General features: G+C 69.5%; 16 protein-coding genes. 9 read left to right on the top strand and 7 right to left on the bottom strand.

Annotated features, from left to right (window positions below; all coding sequences use genetic code 11):
* Window positions 1-19 precede the first annotated feature (19 nt).
* The gene (locus H284_RS0113320) at window positions 20-1,186 is read left to right on the top strand and encodes a sensor histidine kinase (RefSeq protein ID WP_020076648.1); all 1,167 of its coding nucleotides are present in this window, start codon (window positions 20-22) and stop codon (window positions 1,184-1,186) included.
* Window positions 1,183-1,797 (top strand): response regulator transcription factor, encoded by a 615-nt coding sequence (locus tag H284_RS0113325; RefSeq protein ID WP_020076649.1) that lies wholly within the window; start codon window positions 1,183-1,185, stop codon window positions 1,795-1,797. The genes H284_RS0113320 and H284_RS0113325 overlap by 4 nt, the downstream gene beginning before the upstream one ends.
* Window positions 1,798-1,834: 37 nt before the next feature.
* On the opposite strand, the gene H284_RS0113330 is transcribed toward H284_RS0113325, so the two are convergent.
* Entirely contained in the window at window positions 1,835-2,068 is a 234-nt protein-coding gene (locus H284_RS0113330; protein ID WP_018192337.1) for a DUF3073 domain-containing protein, read from the bottom strand.
* Window positions 2,069-2,211: 143 nt separating this feature from the next.
* Between H284_RS0113330 and H284_RS0113335 the strand changes: the two genes are divergently transcribed.
* A complete protein-coding gene (locus H284_RS0113335; protein WP_020076650.1) occupies window positions 2,212-3,285 on the top strand; it encodes an NAD(P)-binding domain-containing protein in 1,074 nt (357 codons plus the stop codon).
* 48 nt (window positions 3,286-3,333) lie between these two features.
* Here the strand turns inward: H284_RS0113335 and H284_RS0113340 are convergent, their stop codons facing one another.
* The 5 genes from H284_RS0113340 to H284_RS0113360 are packed head-to-tail and all read right to left on the bottom strand — an operon-like array spanning window position 3,334 to window position 9,560.
* A complete protein-coding gene (locus tag H284_RS0113340) occupies window positions 3,334-5,487 on the bottom strand; it encodes a glycogen debranching N-terminal domain-containing protein (RefSeq protein ID WP_020076651.1) in 2,154 nt (717 codons plus the stop codon).
* Window positions 5,484-6,227: a Type 1 glutamine amidotransferase-like domain-containing protein gene (locus H284_RS0113345; RefSeq protein ID WP_020076652.1), complete on the bottom strand. Its 744-nt coding sequence runs from the start codon at window positions 6,225-6,227 to the stop codon at window positions 5,484-5,486. The genes H284_RS0113340 and H284_RS0113345 overlap by 4 nt, the downstream gene beginning before the upstream one ends.
* Window positions 6,224-7,132, bottom strand: coding sequence for a carbohydrate ABC transporter permease (locus tag H284_RS0113350; protein ID WP_020076653.1), 909 nt, complete (start codon window positions 7,130-7,132; stop codon window positions 6,224-6,226). The genes H284_RS0113345 and H284_RS0113350 overlap by 4 nt, the downstream gene beginning before the upstream one ends.
* The gene (locus H284_RS0113355) at window positions 7,129-8,292 is read right to left on the bottom strand and encodes a carbohydrate ABC transporter permease (RefSeq protein WP_020076654.1); all 1,164 of its coding nucleotides are present in this window, start codon (window positions 8,290-8,292) and stop codon (window positions 7,129-7,131) included. Before H284_RS0113355 ends, H284_RS0113350 begins: the two co-directional genes overlap by 4 nt.
* A 14-nt stretch (window positions 8,293-8,306) precedes the next feature.
* On the bottom strand, window positions 8,307-9,560 hold the full coding sequence (locus H284_RS0113360; protein WP_018192331.1) for a sugar ABC transporter substrate-binding protein: 1,254 nt from the start codon (window positions 9,558-9,560) through the stop codon (window positions 8,307-8,309).
* Window positions 9,561-9,887: 327 nt separating this feature from the next.
* On the opposite strand from H284_RS0113360, the gene H284_RS0113365 reads away from it, so the two are divergent.
* From H284_RS0113365 to H284_RS0113385, 5 genes are all read left to right on the top strand, one after another.
* The gene (locus tag H284_RS0113365; RefSeq protein WP_020076655.1) at window positions 9,888-10,934 is read left to right on the top strand and encodes a LacI family DNA-binding transcriptional regulator; all 1,047 of its coding nucleotides are present in this window, start codon (window positions 9,888-9,890) and stop codon (window positions 10,932-10,934) included.
* A gap of 57 nt (window positions 10,935-10,991) precedes the next feature.
* Window positions 10,992-11,573 carry an antibiotic biosynthesis monooxygenase gene (locus tag H284_RS0113370; RefSeq protein ID WP_018192329.1) on the top strand — a complete coding sequence of 194 codons (582 nt, stop codon included), beginning with the start codon at window positions 10,992-10,994 and terminating at the stop codon, window positions 11,571-11,573.
* Window positions 11,574-11,763: 190 nt separating this feature from the next.
* On the top strand, window positions 11,764-12,597 hold the full coding sequence (locus H284_RS0113375; protein ID WP_020076656.1) for a DUF4097 family beta strand repeat-containing protein: 834 nt from the start codon (window positions 11,764-11,766) through the stop codon (window positions 12,595-12,597).
* Window positions 12,594-13,223, top strand: coding sequence for a PadR family transcriptional regulator (locus tag H284_RS0113380; protein ID WP_018192327.1), 630 nt, complete (start codon window positions 12,594-12,596; stop codon window positions 13,221-13,223). The genes H284_RS0113375 and H284_RS0113380 overlap by 4 nt, the downstream gene beginning before the upstream one ends.
* A 233-nt stretch (window positions 13,224-13,456) precedes the next feature.
* The gene (locus tag H284_RS0113385) at window positions 13,457-15,628 is read left to right on the top strand and encodes an APC family permease (protein WP_020076657.1); all 2,172 of its coding nucleotides are present in this window, start codon (window positions 13,457-13,459) and stop codon (window positions 15,626-15,628) included.
* Between the two features lie 12 nt (window positions 15,629-15,640).
* On the opposite strand, the gene H284_RS0113390 is transcribed toward H284_RS0113385, so the two are convergent.
* Window positions 15,641-16,375 carry an MBL fold metallo-hydrolase gene (locus H284_RS0113390; protein ID WP_020076658.1) on the bottom strand — a complete coding sequence of 245 codons (735 nt, stop codon included), beginning with the start codon at window positions 16,373-16,375 and terminating at the stop codon, window positions 15,641-15,643.
* Window positions 16,376-16,458: 83 nt separating this feature from the next.
* On the opposite strand from H284_RS0113390, the gene H284_RS0113395 reads away from it, so the two are divergent.
* Entirely contained in the window at window positions 16,459-17,217 is a 759-nt protein-coding gene (locus tag H284_RS0113395) for a MerR family transcriptional regulator (protein WP_020076659.1), read from the top strand.
* Window positions 17,218-17,303 lie beyond the last annotated feature (86 nt).

Raw genomic sequence — 17,303 nt, forward strand, 5'->3', positions numbered from 1 at the left:
CGCTGGCTAAGGTAGCAACGTGTTCTCGCGTGAGGTGCCGGAGGTCCGTCCGGTCGGATGGCGCGCCCGCCTCCTCCACCCGGCCGCGTACCGCTGGTACCCGGGCGCGACGATCGGCCTGCTGTACCAGGCCTCGGTGCTCGTCGGACTGTGGACGGCGCAGGGCACGGTCACCGAGAAGCTGGGTATCACCGCCCTGCTCGCCGTGGTCTACCTCGGATTCCTCGTGCTCCCGCCGCTGCTCTGGTGGGAGACGGAGCGCCGGCGACTGGTCGGGATCGGTCTCTACTTCGCGCTGACGCTGACGCTCTTCCCGCTGATCGGGGTCGTCGCCTGCTGGACCTGGGTCTACGTGGCGTGCGTCGCCGGGATGGTCGTGTCGCGCACCCCGATCGCGTTGACCATCATCGGGACGCTCGGCGGCCTCCAGCTCATCGTGCTGACAGTCGCCGGAACCGTGGAGGATGACTGGTTCATCGCGCTGGTCACCGTGTCCATCGGCGTGATGATGAGCGCATTCGCTCGACAGATCGACGCCCTCCGACGACTGCGCAACGCGCAGGGCGAGATCGCCCGGCTGGCCGTCATCGAGGAACGCGCCCGGTTCTCCCGAGACATGCACGACGTGCTGGGGCACTCGCTCACCGTCGTCACGGTCAAGTCGGAGCTCGCCCGGAGGCTCATCCCCGTCGACCCGGATCGGGCGGCGGAGGAGATCGCCGACATCGAGCGTCTCAGCCGGTCGGCGCTGGCCGACCTGCGCGCCGCTGTCGCCGGGTACCGCGAGATGAGCCTGTCGACCGAGCTCGCCGCCGCGCAGGCGGGACTGGCGGCCGCCGACATCCACGCGCACCTCCCCCGCAACGGTGAGGAGGTCGACCCGGAGCTGCGCGAGCTCTTCGGCTGGGTGCTGCGCGAGGGCGTCACCAACGTGATCCGCCACTCCGGCTCGCGCAACTGCTGGGTGACCGTCGGGCCGGAGAGCCTCGACATCGAGGACGATGGCCGCGGCCCGCAGGGGAGCGGGCTGGAGCCGGCGCCGGTGGGGGCAGAGGTCTCGCCCTCCGCGCGCAGCGGGTCCGGCCTCGCCGGGCTGAGCGTCCGCGCCGCGCAGGTCGGCGCCAGGATCGCCGTCGGATCCGGACCCCGCGGAGGCACTCTGCTGAGCGTGAGGAGGGCTGTGTGACCGACACCATCCGGCTGTTGCTGGCCGACGATCAGGCGCTGGTCCGTGGCGCGCTCGCCGCCCTGCTCGACCTCGAACCGGACCTCGAGGTGGTCGCGCAGGTCGGGAGGGGCGACGACGTCGTGGATGCGGCCCGCGCATCCCGGGCCGATGTCGCGCTGCTCGACGTGGAGATGCCCGGCGCGGACGGCATCCAGGCGGCGGCACAGCTGCGGGCCGCCGTGCCCGGGTGCCGGTCGCTGATCGTGACGACGTTCGGGCGGCCGGGCTACCTACGCCGCGCGATGGAGGCAGGCGCTTCGGGGTTCGTCGTCAAAGACACCCCGTCGGGACAGCTGGCGGATGCTGTGCGCCGGGTGGCCGCCGGGCTGCGGGTGGTCGACCCCGCGCTCGCGGCTGAGTCGCTCGCGTCCGGGGCGTCACCGCTGACCGTGCGGGAGGCCGAGGTGCTGGAGGTCGCAGCCGAGGGCGGGACGATCTCGGACATCGCCCGCCGGCTGCACCTCAGCGACGGGACGGTCCGGAACCACCTCTCGAGCGCGATCGGGAAGACGGGCGCGCGCAACCGTTCCGAGGCCGTGTCCATCGCGACACGACAGGGCTGGCTGTGAGCCGCGAAGGATCGCAGCTCAGTACGGGCGGCCGGCGCTAGGCGCGCTTCGGAGTGCCCGTCTCCTCGTCCTCGTCTTCGTACGCATAGGCGTCCTCGGACTCGGTCTCGTCCTCCGCCTCGTACTCGGCCCACTTCGCGTATTGCTCGTCGTCGCCATGGGAGTGGCCGGTCAGCTCACGCTCCAGGGCGTCGTAGTTCACATTGGGACTGAACGACTTCAACTGCCGCGCGATCTTGGTGTGTTTTGCCTTCTGACGGCCGCGCCCCATGCGTGACCCCCTTTTGGTCCCAGCCCGGGCGAGAGAGGCTCCCCGGGGATCGAATAGAAACAGTGAAAACTAGCATGGAGTTTAGCATGCGGACATCACGGACCCCCGAGATCCCGCACAGCGAGAAGTGATGGGATAAGCGGGTGAGCACGACCAGGACCGAGACCCAGGTGGTGGTCATCGGCGCGGGCCAGGCAGGGCTCGCCGTCGCCTACTATCTGCGGCGGTTCGAGCTGACCCCGGGCGAGGATTTCATCGTCTATGACCGCGGTCCTGTGACCGGCGGAGCCTGGCAGCACCGGTGGGATGCGCTCAAGCTCGGCAGCGCCCATCACGTGAACGATCTGCCGGGGATGTCGGAGCTGGGTCTCAGCTTCGACACGGCCGACCGGTCGCTCCCGGCACGTGACATCGTCGCCGGCTACTACCGCCGCTACGAAGACCATTTCGGCCTTCAGGTTCAGCGCCCGGTGGCCGTGCACAGCGTCTCCGACCGGGGCGCGGATCTCGTCGTCGAGCACAGTGCGGGTGAGACGGCGACGCGCATCGTCGTCAACGCCTCGGGAACCTGGGGCTCGCCCTTCGTGCCCTACTACCCGGGAATGAACGACTTCGCCGGGCGTCATATCCATACCTCGACGTACCGCTCGGCCGACGAGTTCGCCGGTCAGTCGGTGGTCGTCGTGGGCGGGGGCACGAGCGCGATCGGGTTCCTGCTCGAGCTGGAGGGGGTGGCGGAGTCCCTGACCTGGGCGACCAGGCGGCCGGTGGACTTCCGCGACGAGTCGGAGCTCACCATCGAGGGCGGCGTCGCTGCGGTGGCGATGCAGGATGCGGCGGCGCGCGCCGGGGAGGCCCTCCCGTCGATCGTGAGCGGCACGGGTGTCCCTCGCACGCGACGGATCGCCGCCGGGATCGAACGCGGCGTGCTCATCGAGCGCCCGATGTTCACCCGCATCGAGAAGGACGGCGTGCGCTGGCCTGACGGCTCGTTCACCCGTGCCGACGCGATCATCTGGGCGACCGGGTTCCGGCCGGAGCTGCGCCATCTGGCCCCGCTGCACCTGCGGGAGAAGACGGGCGGTCTGACCGTCGCCTCCGGTGCCTCCTGGCAGGACTCGCGCATATTCCTCGCCGGGTATGGTCCGCAGGCGTCGACGATCGGCGCGAACCGCGCCGGCCGGATCATCGCGCGCCAGATCATGGCGCAGCTGTAAACGGCACCTGCGCCCTGGCACGCGCGTCGTTTGCTCAGGCCCCTCGGGTCACGCAGTGACGGAGCGGGGCCGGCCCGCGAAGCGGAGAGCTTCCACCTCGATGCCGCCTGCCGTCTCGTCCGGGTCGACCTCGAAGCGGCCTTGCGGGGCGTCCGCGCGCAGGCCGAGCCGGGCGCTGAGCACGGCGACCGCGGCCGCCGCCGACCACGCCTGTGGTCGGCACGCTGCGGGGTAGGGGATGGGTGCGCTGGTCTCCGAGGCGCTGTCACCCGAGTGCAGCTCCGGCATCCGGTAGCCGAATCCCGCCGCCGCGGCGAGGAGCCCATCCGACAGCTGCGCGGCTTCGGCGCGGAAGCCGTCGCGCGCGAGCCCGGTGATCGCGATGGCCGTGTCGTGCGCCCACACGGACCCGCCGTGGTAGCTGAGCGGCCAGTAGCCCGCCGAGTCCGTCGACATCGTGCGCAGGCCGTAGCCGGACGACAGCTCCGGCGAGACGAGGCGTCGTGCGACCAGCGCCGCCTGATCGGCATCCAGGATTCCCGTGCCGAGGAGGTGGCCGATGTTGCTCGTGACGGTGTCGACCTTGCGTTTGGCGGCGTCGAGCGCCACCGCGGGATACGCGCCGGCCGGGTCGGCGATCCAGAAGGCGTCGGCGAAGCGCTGCTTGAGATCGGCCGCCCAGCCGCGCCAGGCGTCGCCTCCCGGCCGGTCGAAGGCATCCAAGAGTGCCGCGCCGCCGATGGCGGCTTCGTAGGCGTACCCCTGCACCTCGCACAAGGCGATCGGACCGTCGGCCAGCGTGCCGTCGCGCCACTGGATCGAGTCGCCCGAGTCCTTCCAGCCCTGGTTGGCGAGGCCGTGACCCGTGGTGTCGATGTACTCGAGGAAGCCGTCTCCGTCGCTGTCGCCGTAGTCGCGCATCCACGCCAGGGCAGCCTCCAGGTGGGGGAGGAGCGCTTCGACCTCGTCTCGGGGCATGCCCCAGCGCCAGGCGTCGTGCAGCAGACAGATCCAGAGCGCCGTCGCGTCGACGGTGCCGTAGTACAGCGGCGGGAGGACGACGCCTTCGCCGGGGATCACCAGCGCTCCGGGCCGCAGCTCGTGCATGATCTTGCCGGGCTGCTCCGCCGTCTCCGCGACCGACTCCGTTCCCTGGTACTCGGCGAGCACCCGCAGCGTCGACGCCGCGATCTCGTGGCCGAGCGGCAGCAGCATCCGAGCCGCCCAGAGCGAGTCACGTCCGAACAGAGTGAAGAACCACGGCGCGCCCGCCGCGAGGAAGACGTCGTTCGGGTGCTCGACCGTCGACATGCGGAGCGCCTGGAGGTCGGCGACCGCGCGGTCGAGCCAGGCCGCCAATCGGGAGTCGCCGGTGGTGGCGCGGAAGGCGGACCACTCCGGCGACGGCGCGGCACCGGCCACGACCGCCGTCGGATCGTCGACGCCGGTGCTCCACTCCACGACGGCCTCTCCGTGCGCGGGCACGTCCACGTCCCAGCGGAGGGTGACGTTCCGGCCGTCGACGGTCGCAATCGCGCCGCGAGCCGACACCCGGGCGGTGACGGGACCGCTGCCGAGCACGACGGCCTCGCTCCCAGCGTTGCCCTCGCCCCGGTCGACGGTCACGGGGTACTCGCTCCCGGACAGTCCCGCTTTGATCTTCTGCATGGGGCTGAAGTCGGCCCGCAGTTCGACTTCGACGGTGGTTCGCAGGCCTTCGCCCAGGGCGTTGCGCACGACGATGCGCTCGCCGAGCGAGCCGGCAGCGACCGTCCGTCGCTGGTCGATCCGCACCCGCGGATCCGCCGTCGCATCGTCGATCCCCCGAGCCAGGGCGGTGAAGACGGTCGTGGCGGCATCCGGTGAGGCGGTTGCGATGTGTTCCGGCACGGCGCCTCCCACGCTGAGACGGACGTGATCCAGCACCCGGAGGTCGGAATGGTAGAAGCCGTGGATGCCGTGCCCGTCGATGCGCCCGTCAGCGGCCGACCAGGCCTGGGACGGTGCGGTCAGCACCACGACGCTGTCGTGGAGGAGCGGCTGGAGGGGCTGGGTCATCGTGGTGATCGTGCCTTCGTGGTCGTCGCCGAGCGCGCGCGGGGCGTCAGCGGGGTGTTCGGTCGTGCGGTCGTCGGTGGGCGTGGATGGGGCGGAATCGCGGGAGACCAGGGAGTGGCGGTGGGTCCCGGTGCCGGAGCTCATGCGGCGACCTCGTCGGCGAGGAGGCGGGGAGCGAGGCGTTCCTCGCGCACGCCCTCGTCGGTCCGGGTGAGCCGCCAGGCGGAGACGCCGGGGCGCTCGGCCACGACGTCCATCACGGCGCGGCCCCGGTAGACAAGGCCGACCCCTTCGTCGAGGGCGTAGCCGTCGGGAAGTGTTCCGTCGGCCACGGCGCGCTGGTGCGCCGGGCGTCGTCGCGGGTCGGAGTCGTAGTGGACGGCCAGGGACCCGGGAACGAGGCCGATCCCGTCGCGGACGGCGGAGATGTCGGGGCCGAAGGACGATGTCGTCCCGCCCTCGTGCCAGCAGAGCGCGCCCGCGGATCCTCCGGCGAGCACCACGCCGCGATGCCACGCCTCGGTCAGGATCCGGTCGAGGCCGTGCGCCCGCCAGACGGCCAGGAGGTTGACAAGGCTTCCGCCGCTCACCCAGACGACATCCTGCGACAGCAGGTGCGCCCGGATGTCGTCGATGTTGGGATGCGGGAAGAGCCGGAGGTGCGTCGCCTCGACCCCGGCAGCCCGGGCCGCTTCGAGCTCGGCCCCCTCGATGTGGCGCTGGTCGCCGCCCGCGGTGTTGACGTGCGTGACGCGCGGGACGCGGCCGTGCACGTCGGCCAGCTCGATTGCGTGGTGCAGCAGCGGCCCGTACACCGAGTCGGTCCACTCGCCGCCGTTCAGCCCGCCGCAGGTGGCGAGGATGGTCGGTTCCGCTGCCGTCATTCCTTCACCGCCCCCTCGCTGGAGTTCATGATCCGCCTCTGGAAGATGAAGAACAGCACCGCGACGGGGATGGTCATGATGGCCGCTGCCGCCAGTTTGAGCGGGTACTGACTGCCCTGGCTCAGCTGACCGCTGGCGAGCCCGGCGACGCCCTTCGTCAGGGTCGTCAGCGAGGGGCTCTGCGTCGAGACGATGAAGTGCGCCAGCTCGTTCCACGACCCCTGGAACGACAGGATGACGATCGTGATGAGGGCCGGCCGGGCCATCGGGAGCACGATCGACCAGAACACCCGGAAGGTGCCCGCTCCGTCGATCCTCGCCTGCTCCTCGACGCTCGCCGGGATGGACTCGAAGAAGTTCTTCATGATGAAGACGCCGGCGGCGTCCGTCAGCAGCGGCAGGATCATGCCCGTATACGAGTCGTAGATGCCGAGCTGGTTGATGACGAGGAACTTGGGGATGAGGAGCACGACCATCGGCACGGACATCACGGCGACCAGCGCCGCGAACACGACCGTGCGCCCGCGGAAGTGCAAGCGCGCGAGGGCGTAGCCCGCGAGCGAGTCGAAGAACACCCGGCCCAGTGTGACGAACACGGTCACCACGGCCGAGTTGGCGAACCAGACCGGGAAGTCGGAGTTGACGAACAGCTTCGTATACGCGGCCGTGGTGAACGTCTGCGGGATGAGGGACACCGGGTTCGCCGTCGCCTCGGCGTCCGTCTTGAACGATGTGGCCAGCTGGATCAGGAACGGCATGATGTACACGACCGCCAGCGCGATCAGGATCGCGTACGTGACGGACGTGGCGACGATGGTCGCGGTCGAGCGTCGCCGACGCGGACGAGCCGGCGGCATCGGTGCGGGCGCGGTCGCACGCTCCGCCTGGATGGTGCTGGAGCTCATCGGATCGCTCCCTTCCGCTCGGAGTCGTCGCTGCGGGAGGAGGGGAGGACGCTGCTCGGAGCGCCTCCGGCTGCCGTGCCGGCCGCCAACGCGGGCTGGTACAGCCGCATCCGCCTTTTGGAGACCGTGCGCTCGCGCAGGATCCACCGCTGCAGCAGGGTGAACACGACGATGATGACGAAGAGGATGAAGGCGATCGCGGCGCCCTGTCCCCATTCCTGGTTGACGAACGACGTCTGATAGGAGAGGTACGCGGGCGTCAGCGTCGTCTTGCCGGGTGCTCCTCGGGTTCCGGTGTAGATCTGGTCGAACACCTGCCAGCAGCCGATGAGCCCGAGCGTGAGGACCGTGAACAGTGTCGGTCGCAGTTGCGGGAGGGTGATCCTCCAGAAGCGCTGCCAGCCGTTCGCGCCGTCCATCATCGCCGCTTCCGTGATGTCGCCGCCGAGGTTCTGCAGCGCCGCGAGGAAGAGCAGCATGAACGTGCCGCTCGTGGTGAAGACGGCCATGATGATGTACGCCGTCATGGCGACGGACGGGCCGCCCAGCCAGTCCCACCACGAGACGCCGAGCGCGGTGTTCTGGGTGAGCGCGGCGGGGCCCTGCGTCACGCCGAACACGGCGAGCAGGTCATGGATGATGCCCGAGGGGTCGTTGAACCAGTTCGGCCCGTGGATGCCGACCCACGACAGCACCTTGTTGACGGCGCCGCTGGTGCTGAACAGGAAGAGCCACAGCACGGTGATGGCGACGGAGCTGGTCACGGAGGGGAAGTAGAACGCCGTGCGGAAGAACCCGCGACCGCGCAGGATCGCACGGTTCACGAGCACGGCGAGGCCGAGCGACACCGCGGTCTGGATCGGCACGACGAGCACGACGTACCAGGCGTTGTTCTTGAGCGACATTCCGAAGTCCTGCTCGGCGAGACCGCCGCCGGCGAGGAGCTTCGTGTAGTTGTCGAAGCCGACGAAGTTCACGTCGGAGGAGAAGGGGCTGCCCCGGCCGCCCCAGTCGGAGAAGCTGACCCACAGCGCCATGAGCACCGGGATCACCAGGAAGACGCCGAGCAGCAGGATGACCGGGGCGGTGAACAACCACCCCGAGGCGGTCTCGCCGCGCCGCAGACCGGTGCGACGAGACCGACTCGTGGTTGTGGACATGACGGGAGGCTTCCTTACTTCAGCAGAGCTTCGAGGTTCTTCTGCGTGGCGTCGAGGATCGCCTTCGGGTCACCGGTGGCCAGCGACTCGAGCTTGCTGTTCAGGTCGGTGACGACATCGGCCGATCCCTTCGCGGTCGGAACGCCCTTGGCGTAGTCGGCGGCGTCCAGGAAGGGCACGAGGTCGGGGTTGGCGGACTTCCACTCGTCTGCGGCCGACTTGATCGACGGCATCGGGCCGAAGGCCTTCGAGAAGGCGAGCTGGTCGCCCTTGCTGGTGAGCTTCTCGACGAGCTTCAGCGCGGCGGCCTGGTTGGGGCTGTCGGCGGCGATCCCCCAGCAGTTCGTGAACTGCAGGGTGCCCTGTCCGGCCGGGCCCTCGGGCAGCTCCGCGACCTTGTACTTGATGTTCGGGAAGTCGGACTTCAGGGCGCCGGTGATCCAGTTGCCCTCGATCGTCATCGCCGCGAGACCCTTGCCGAACGCCTCGCCACCCCAGCCGGCGCCGAGGTCCTTCGCGTACTTCAGCTCACCGCCGTTGAGCATCTTCTTCACGAAGTCGAGCGCCTGGACGTTGGCGTCGCTGTTGGCGGTGGCCTTGGTGCTGTCGTCGTTCATCAAGTTGCCGCCGGCCTGGACCATGAACGACCCGACCCGGGCGTACTCACCGGAGATGCCGAGGCCGACCTGGCTGCCGGTGGTGAGCTTCTTCGCCACCGACTCCAGCTGGTCCCACGTTTTCGGGATGTCGGCGTCGGTGAGGCCCGCGGCGCTCCACGCGTCGGTGTTGATGATGAGCTGCAGCGTCGAGAAGTCCTTCGGGGCGCAGTAGAACTTGCCGTCGTACGTGAACGACTTCACGAGGCTCGGGTAGAAGTCGCTCTTGTTGCTGAGCTGGTCGCCGTAGGCGAGGAGCGAGCCGTTGGAGGCGTAGCCCGCCAGTGCGTCGGTGGAGAGGTAGAAGACGTCGGCCGGCTTCTTCGCGGCGAAGCCCTGCGAGAGCTGCTGGTTGAGGTCGCTGGCGGCGACGACGGATGCCTTCGTGCCGGAGCTCTTCGACCAGTCCGAGACCGCCGACTTGACCGCCGCGGTCTCGGCGTCGCCGGACGATCCGATCATGACCGTGAGGGCCTTGTCGGACGACGTCAGCTTTCCGGTGTCGTCGCCGCTGCTGCCGCCGCTGAAGCCGGACCCGCAGGCCGTGAGCGTGAGCGCTGCCGCGGCGGCGACGGCGCCGCCCGCGAGCCAGCGATGGGTGATCTTGCGCATTCGTGTCTCTCCTTGATGTGAGTGTGCCCGGTGGAGGGGGCGCACGCGTGCAGGGTGGGGGAGGTCGTGGACAACCCGGTGGATGGTGCTGGTTGTGAACAACTCGGCGTGCGGCGTGGAGGCGCTGGTGCGACGCAGCAATGCGTGCATTTTCGACCTCCTCGTCACAGCCCGTCCGTCACTCCCGGCGTTTGATCGATCAAATTTTCACCTGCTACGGTGACTTTGAACGATCAAAGCGGGATGCTTGTCACACTAATCACGAGGTTCACGGGGTGTCAAGCAGACCAGTAGGGTCATATCCAGCCGCCGGAGGAGGGAGTCGCGATGGGTGCGCAGCCGACCGTCAGCGACGTCGCCGGGGTCGCTGGGGTGTCCCGCCAGACGGTGTCGAACGTCCTGAACGCCCCCGAACTCGTCCGTCCGGAGACGCGGGAACGGGTTCAGGCCGCGATCCATTCGCTCGGTTACCGGCCGCACGCCTCCGCCCGCCGCCTCCGCACCCAGAAGAGCTCGACCATCGGCATCCGGCTCGATCCGATCACGCAGGACGGCATCTCCGGGAGCATCCTCGACCGCTTCCTGCACGCGCTCACCGAGCGCGCCGACCGGCAGGGCCTGCGGATGCTGCTGTTCACCGCCGCCGGCCCGGACGACGAGATCGAGCAGTTCCGCCGTCTCTCGGATGCCGCGGACGTGGACGCGTTCGTCCTCACCTCGACCTTCCACGGTGATCCGCGGACGGAGTGGCTGATCGAGCATGGTCAGTCGTTCGTGACATTCGGCCGGCCGTGGGGGATCGACGACATGACCGATCCCGAGCACCTCTGGGTCGACGTGGATGGGCGCTCGGGCCTCCGCGACGCCACAGCGCACCTGCTCTCCCAGGGCCGCAGGCGCATCGGGTTCATCGGCTGGCCCGCGGGATCCGGCACCGGCGACGACCGCCGCGAAGGCTGGCTCGAGGCGATGCGCGAGGGCAGCGGCCTGACGGACGACGAGCTGCGGCTGCTGGAGGTGTCGGCCGAGGACCGCGTGCCGTTCGGCGCCGAGGCGATCCGCCGGCTCGAAGCCCAGGCCGGAACGGTCGACGGCGTGGTGTGCACGTCCGACTCCCTCGCGCTCGGAGTCCTCACCGCCGCGGGCGGCCGCATCCCGGTCGTCGGGTACGACGACACCCCGGTTGCTGCGTCGCTCGGCTTCTCCAGCGTGGCCCAGCCGCTCGACGAGGTCGCCGCGGGGGTGCTGGAACTCCTGACGGGCGCGCACGGCGGCCGGGTCCGCCCCGGCGAGGAGGTCGCCGATCCGCGGCACCGGCTCGTCGCACCTCGCCTCGTCGTCCGCGACGGCCCGCCCCTCATCGGCCCGCGCTGACGCCGCGCTGACGCCGCCCGAAATCCGCGTGTAACGCGCCGCGGAGACAATGGAGGCATGTCTCCACAAGAGCCGCTTCTGGATGCGTCACGAGCGCGCCGCCTTCCCGTCACCGTCTCCATCACCCGCCGCGTCGACGGCAACCGTCTCGCCGAGGTGACCCACTGGGTCCAGTCCGGTGTCAACCTCGCGAACACGTACGACGGGTTCCTCGGCTCCGGCTGGGTGCGTGCGCACGCCGACTCGGACGAATGGCACATGCTGTACCGCTTCGCGGACGCCGACACGCTGGAGGCGTGGGAGGCGTCCGACGACCGCGCGGAGTGGCTCTATGAGGGACGCGAACTGGTGGAAGTGGCTCGGGTGGAGCGCCGCACGGGCATCGAGGGCTGGTTCGACGCGCCGCAGCCGGGCGTCCCCGCCGCTCCTCCGCGCTGGAAGCAGGCCGTGACGATCTGGCTGGGCTTCTTCCCGTTGTCGCTCCTGTTCACGACTCTCGTCACCTCCTTCGTCCCTGGCTGGCACGAGCTGTGGCCGATCGCGACCGTGCTCATCACCACGCTGTGCTTGACGCCGACGATGACGTACTTCCTTCTGCCGTTCGTCACCCGGCTGCTCCAGCCCTGGCTGCGGCGCTAGCGGCCCGCCGCGCCACGTCACTTCGCGCCCGCTCAGGGTTCTCCCTGACCGCACCCTGAATCCAGGGGATTCGGACCATCGAGGGCTTGCATCCACCCCACTCGCGATATATCGTGAATCCGTCAACAGTCGCGATATAACGCGAGTCACCGACGGCCCCGGCATGGGCCGGAGAGAAGGAGCAGGAAGCATGGCACAGGAGAAGTGGCTGATCCAGCCGGGCGAGAGCCGCACGATCGACATCGAGGTCGTCCGCGCCCTCAAGGTCGGGTTCATCGGCGGTCAGATCGACATCGTCGGACACGACGAGCCCGGAGCGCGCATCGAGGTGCACTCGGTCACGGGCCGCGACCTGAAGATCGTGGTCGACGGCGACCGTCTCGAGATCGATCACCCGCAGCTGCGGTGGGACAACTTCATCGAGGTCTTCAAGTCGATGCGCTCCAGCGCCCGCGCCGACGTCAGCGTGCTCGTGCCGCGCGATGTCGAGCTCAAGTTCGGCGTCGTCTCGGCGGCAGCTCTGGTCTCGGGCCTCACCACGGACGCCCGCCTGAGCACTGTCTCCGGCGATGTCGTCGCCGATGGCCTCACCGGCGACGTCGAGCTCAACTCCGTCAGCGGCGAGCTGTCCGTCCGCGACCACACCGGCCGCATCAGCGCCCACACCGTCTCCGGTGACGTGACAGCGACCGGAGCCATCCGGCGCTTCTCGTCCGACGGCGTCTCCGGCGACGTCATGCTCGACGTCACCGGCACTCCGGACGACATCGCCGTCAACACGGTGTCCGGCGACACGACCATCCGCATCCCGGAGGCCGTCGGCGCGCGCTACCGCGTCAACACGGTGTCCGGAAAGGTGCAGCTCGACAACATGACCGTGGTCGGCGGGATGGGCAAGGGCTACACCGGAACGGCCGGCACGCTGGATGGCACGTGGGTCGAGATCAGCATCAATTCGGTCTCCGGCGACGCCGCGGTGCTCCGCAGCGCTGCCGCCGAGCAGGGCGCGGAGGCGTCGGCGTGACTCCCGTCTTCTCGCACGGGAGCCTCCGGCTGTACCTGTTGAGCCTGCTGGATGAGGCGCCGCGACACGGTTACGAGCTCATCCAGGCGCTGACCGAGCGCTTCGGTGGCACCTACAGTCCGAGTGCCGGCACCATCTACCCGCGGCTGGCCAAGCTGGAGGAGGAGGGCCTGGTCACCAAGGCGACCGAGGGCCGGAAGACGGTGTACCAGATCACCGACGCCGGCCGGGCCGAGCTCGAGGCTCGCCGACCGGAGCTCGACGCGATCGAGGAGGAGGTCACCGACTCCGTTCGCCGTCTGGCGGACGAAGTGCGCGCCGGCGTGAACGACGCGATGCGCACGTTGCGCGCGGAGCTCGCCTCCGCGGCTCGCGAGGCCAAGCGGAACGGCTCCCGGGTGGACCCGCGTCAGGAGGCGCGCGACGCCGGGCGGGATGCGCGCGCGGCGGGCAACGCCGCCGCGCGCGAGGCCGAGGCGGCGCTGAACGACTTCCGTCAGCAGCTCCGCACGGACCTCCGCTACCAGGCCGCTCGCGGCGCGCTCCCAGCAGACATCGTCCCGCTTCTCAAGGATGAGCTGGACCGCGTCCGGCGTGTGCTCGTCGAGGCGATCGGCCGCCGCTGAGCGCCGGTCATTGGCTTTGGGAAAGAGTCAGGAAATGCTCATCCGGCTCCCAGTGAGACCTCTTCGGGTCGTTCCGCCGCGGCAATCCGCGGGGGAACACCCCGTGGAGGAGCAGCCCCCAGTCTTTGCAGAACGACAGGGTTCGCAAGGCCCGACGCGCCGACTTGACAGTGGATTGCCAGCGAGTATGCTCGCCACTCGTGACAAATGAGGGGAGATCCCCGAAGCGCTGGTTGATCGGCGACCCGCTTCCGAGCGAAAAGCTCGAAGGGCAGCTGCTCCCGAAGCACCTCGCGCTACCCATCTTCGCCTCCGACGCGCTGTCGAGCGTCGCGTACGCTCCGCAGGAACTCCTGATGATCCTGCTGCTCGGCGGTCTCGCCTTCCTGACGTTCGCGCCGTGGGTCGCCGCGGCCGTCGTCGTGCTGCTCATCACCGTCGTGCTCAGCTACCGCCAGCTGGTGAAGGCCTACCCCTCGGGCGGTGGCGACTACGAGGTCGCTCACAAGAACCTCGGCGAGAAGGCCGGCCTGATCGTCGCCTCGGCGCTGCTCGTGGACTACGTCCTCACCGTCGCCGTGTCCGTCGCATCCGGCGTCGACAACGTCATCTCGGCGTTGCCGTTCCTTGCCCCGTGGCGCGTCGAACTGGCCATCCTCTGCGTCATCATCATCGCCGCCATCAACCTGCGCGGCGTACGGGAGTCGTCGAAGGCGTTCGCGCTGCCGACCTACATCTTCATCGGCAGCATCGCCCTGATGATCGTGACGGCCCTCGTCCGCACGGTGTTCGGAGACGCCCCGGTCGCCGAGTCCGCCGGCTACCAGGTGCACGCTGACTCGCTCACGCAAGCGGCGGTCGTCCTGCTCCTGCTGCGCGCCTTCTCGAGTGGATGTTCGGCTCTGACCGGTGTGGAGGCCGTCGCCAACGGCGTCCCCGCGTTCCGCACCCCGAAGATCCGCAACGCCCGCATCACCCTCGGCCTCATGGGCGGCATCGCGATCACGCTGTTCGCCGGCCTGACCGCCACCGCGCTGATCAGCGGCGTCCACTACGCCGAGAACCCGTGCGACCTGCAGGGATGGGCGCAGTGCGCAACCCAGCCGCAGCGCAGCCTCATCGCTCAGATCGCCGCGGCGACCTTCGGAAACAACACGTTCTTCTTCTTCCTGGTGCAGGCCGCGACGGCGGTGGTGCTGCTGCTCGCGGCCAACACCGCCTTCAACGGATTCCCGCTGCTCGGCTCCGTGCTCGCCCGCGACTCGTACGCCCCGAAAGCACTCAACACGCGCGGCGACCGCCTCGTCTACTCGAACGGCATGATCATCCTGGCGCTTGCCGCCACGGTCCTGCTGGTCGTCTACCAGGCCAACCTGACCCAGCTCATCCAGCTGTACATCATCGGCGTCTTCGTCTCGTTCACCCTCGGCCAGTCCGGGATGGTGAAGCACTGGATCACGCTGCTGCGCTCGGGAGGCCAGACCGGCCGAGAACGCACCGGCATCATCCGCTCGCTTTGCATCAACGCCTTCGGCGCCTGTCTGACCGCGATCGTGCTCATCGTCGTCACGATCACAAAGTTCACGCACGGCGCGTACCTCGTCTTCATCTTCATGCCGATCCTGTGGTTCCTCATGCTCGGCGTGAACCGCTACTACCGCGACGTCGAGAAAGAGGTCGAAGTCGACCCGGTGACGACGTTCGGCAGCGTCGGCGACCATGCCATCGTCCTCATCGGCAAGATGCAGAAGCCGGCGCTGAAGGCGCTCGACTACGCGATCGCCGCGCGGCACGACTCGATCGAGGCCGTGCACGTCTCGATCGACGAGGAGTCGACGCAGAAGCTGCAGCGGCAGTGGGTCGAGCAGAACATCCACGTTCCGCTCACGATCATCGAGTCGCCGTATCGCGAGTTCGGCGTTCCGCTCATCAAGTACATGAAGCACCGGCGCGAGGAGCACGGCTCCGAGGTCGTGACGGTCTACCTGCCGCAGTACATCGTCGGCCACTGGTGGGAGGCGCTGCTGCACAACCACCGCGCACGCCGCATCAGCAAGCAGCTCATGCTCTGCCACGGCGTCACCGTCGCGCTCGTCCCGTGGCTGCTCGACTCCTCGTCGCTCATCTACGGCCGGCGCTCGCGCCCGCTCCCCGGCCAAGACCGTCGCGGCGAGCCCGTGCGCCCGGTCGCACGCCGACCGCTCGTGCCGGCGTCGAAGGCGCACACGCGCATCCACATCCACCCGGTGCCGATCACGATCGGGGAACCGCAGGACAGTGCGGAGGCGGTCGCCGGGACGATCCCGGAGCCACAGCCCGAAGGTGCGCGGCCGGCTTCGGCGGCTGCCGGAGCTGCGGGCACCGGCACGCCTCAGAAGAAGGTGCCGGCGCGCGCGAAGCGCTGATCCGGCCGCGGCTCAGGGGCGCGCGCTCGCCGGGAACGCGACCAGCGGTCCGTGCCCCGGCAGCACCACCTCGGCGTCGCACAGCACCAGCCTGCGCGCGCTGAGCGCGGCCTCATCGGGGTCGTGCTGGAAGAACGCGGGCAGCTGCTGCAGCTCACCGCTCTCGCGCAGCAGCGGATGACCCGTCACGATGGCGTCGCCGGTCAGCAGCGCGCGCGACGTCGGCTCGAAGAAGCAGACGCTGCCGGTCGTGTGGCCGGGGGCGGGGACGAGCTCGAGGGTGTGCCCCGTGCTCAGGGTGACTTCGTCCCCCTCCAGCGCGACCGCATCCCGGACCCCGACATCGCCCAGACCTCCCGCCCGCACGGCGGCGATCGCCCAGCGGACGGTGCCGCGCTTCAGCGCGGACGGCAGCAGGTCGGCGACCGTGACCTGCTCGGTGATGTCGCGCCGGACGTTCGGGAGCTCGGCCGGTGCCGCCGCGACGACCACGCCGAGCTCGGCGGCGAACTGCGCGCTCGCGCCGAGGTGATCCGAGTGGCCGTGCGTGATCAGGATGCGCTTCAGGTCGGCCGGGTCGGCACCCGCGAGACGGATCGACTCCTCGACGAGCGGGCGATCGGCCGGGTAGCCGCAGTCGACGAGCTCGACCGCTCCATCGCCGTAGAACACGGTCCAGTTCGAGAGCGGACCCTCGACGAACAGGGTGCCGGGGGCGACGCGGGTGGTCGAACGGATACTGCGCACGCGAACACTGTAGCCGGGTCGCTTGACCTTGACGTAACGTCAACTCCTAGCGTGGATGACGCACCGCACGGAAGGAGGAAGACATGGACTGGTCCATCCAGGACATCGCGCGGATCGCCGGCACCACCAGCCGGACGCTGCGCCACTACGACGCCATCGGGCTGCTGAAGCCGAGCCGCGTCGGCGGCAACGGCTACCGGTACTACGACCGCGACTCCCTCGTGCGGCTTCAGCGCATCCTGCTTCTCCGGGAGCTCGGTCTCGGCCTCGACGCCGTCGGCCGGGTGCTCGACGACCGCACGGATGCGGTGCCCGCCCTGCGTGACCACCTTGCGTGGTTGCAGGCGGAGCGGGAACGGCTGGCGCGGCAGATCGCGTCGGTCGAGTCGACGATCCACGCAGTGGAGGAAGGAGAGGAGATCGTGGCCGAGCAGATGTTCGACGGATTCGATCACACCCAGTACAAGGACGAGGTCGAGCAGCGCTGGGGGAAGGACGCCTACGCGGCGTCGGACCGCTGGTGGCGCAGCAAGACCGCGGAGGAGCGTGCCGACTGGCAGGCCCGGCAGGAGCGGCTCGCGGCCGACTGGAAGTCCGCGGCGGCGGCCGGCGTCGCGCCGGAGTCGGACGAGGCGCAGGCGCTCGCGAAGCGTCACGCCGAGTGGCTGGCCGGCATCCCGGGGACGCCGGGGTACGGCACGGGCGCGCCGACGGCCGCGTACCTGACCGGTCTCGGCGAGATGTACGTCGCCGACGAGCGGTTCGCCGCGAACTACGGCGGCGCCGAGAACGCCGCCTTCGTGCGCGACGCCCTCCGCGTCTACGCCGCCCACCTCGCCTAACCTCACCCCATCGTCGAGTCCGCGAAGACTTACCGCTTTACGCCCCTTCGGCGTGCAGTTTTTGCGGACTCGACGGTGGGAGATGC

Source organism: Cryocola sp. 340MFSha3.1, from assembly GCF_000383315.1.
In the GTDB taxonomy this organism is placed as follows: Bacteria; Actinomycetota; Actinomycetes; order Actinomycetales; family Microbacteriaceae; genus Leifsonia.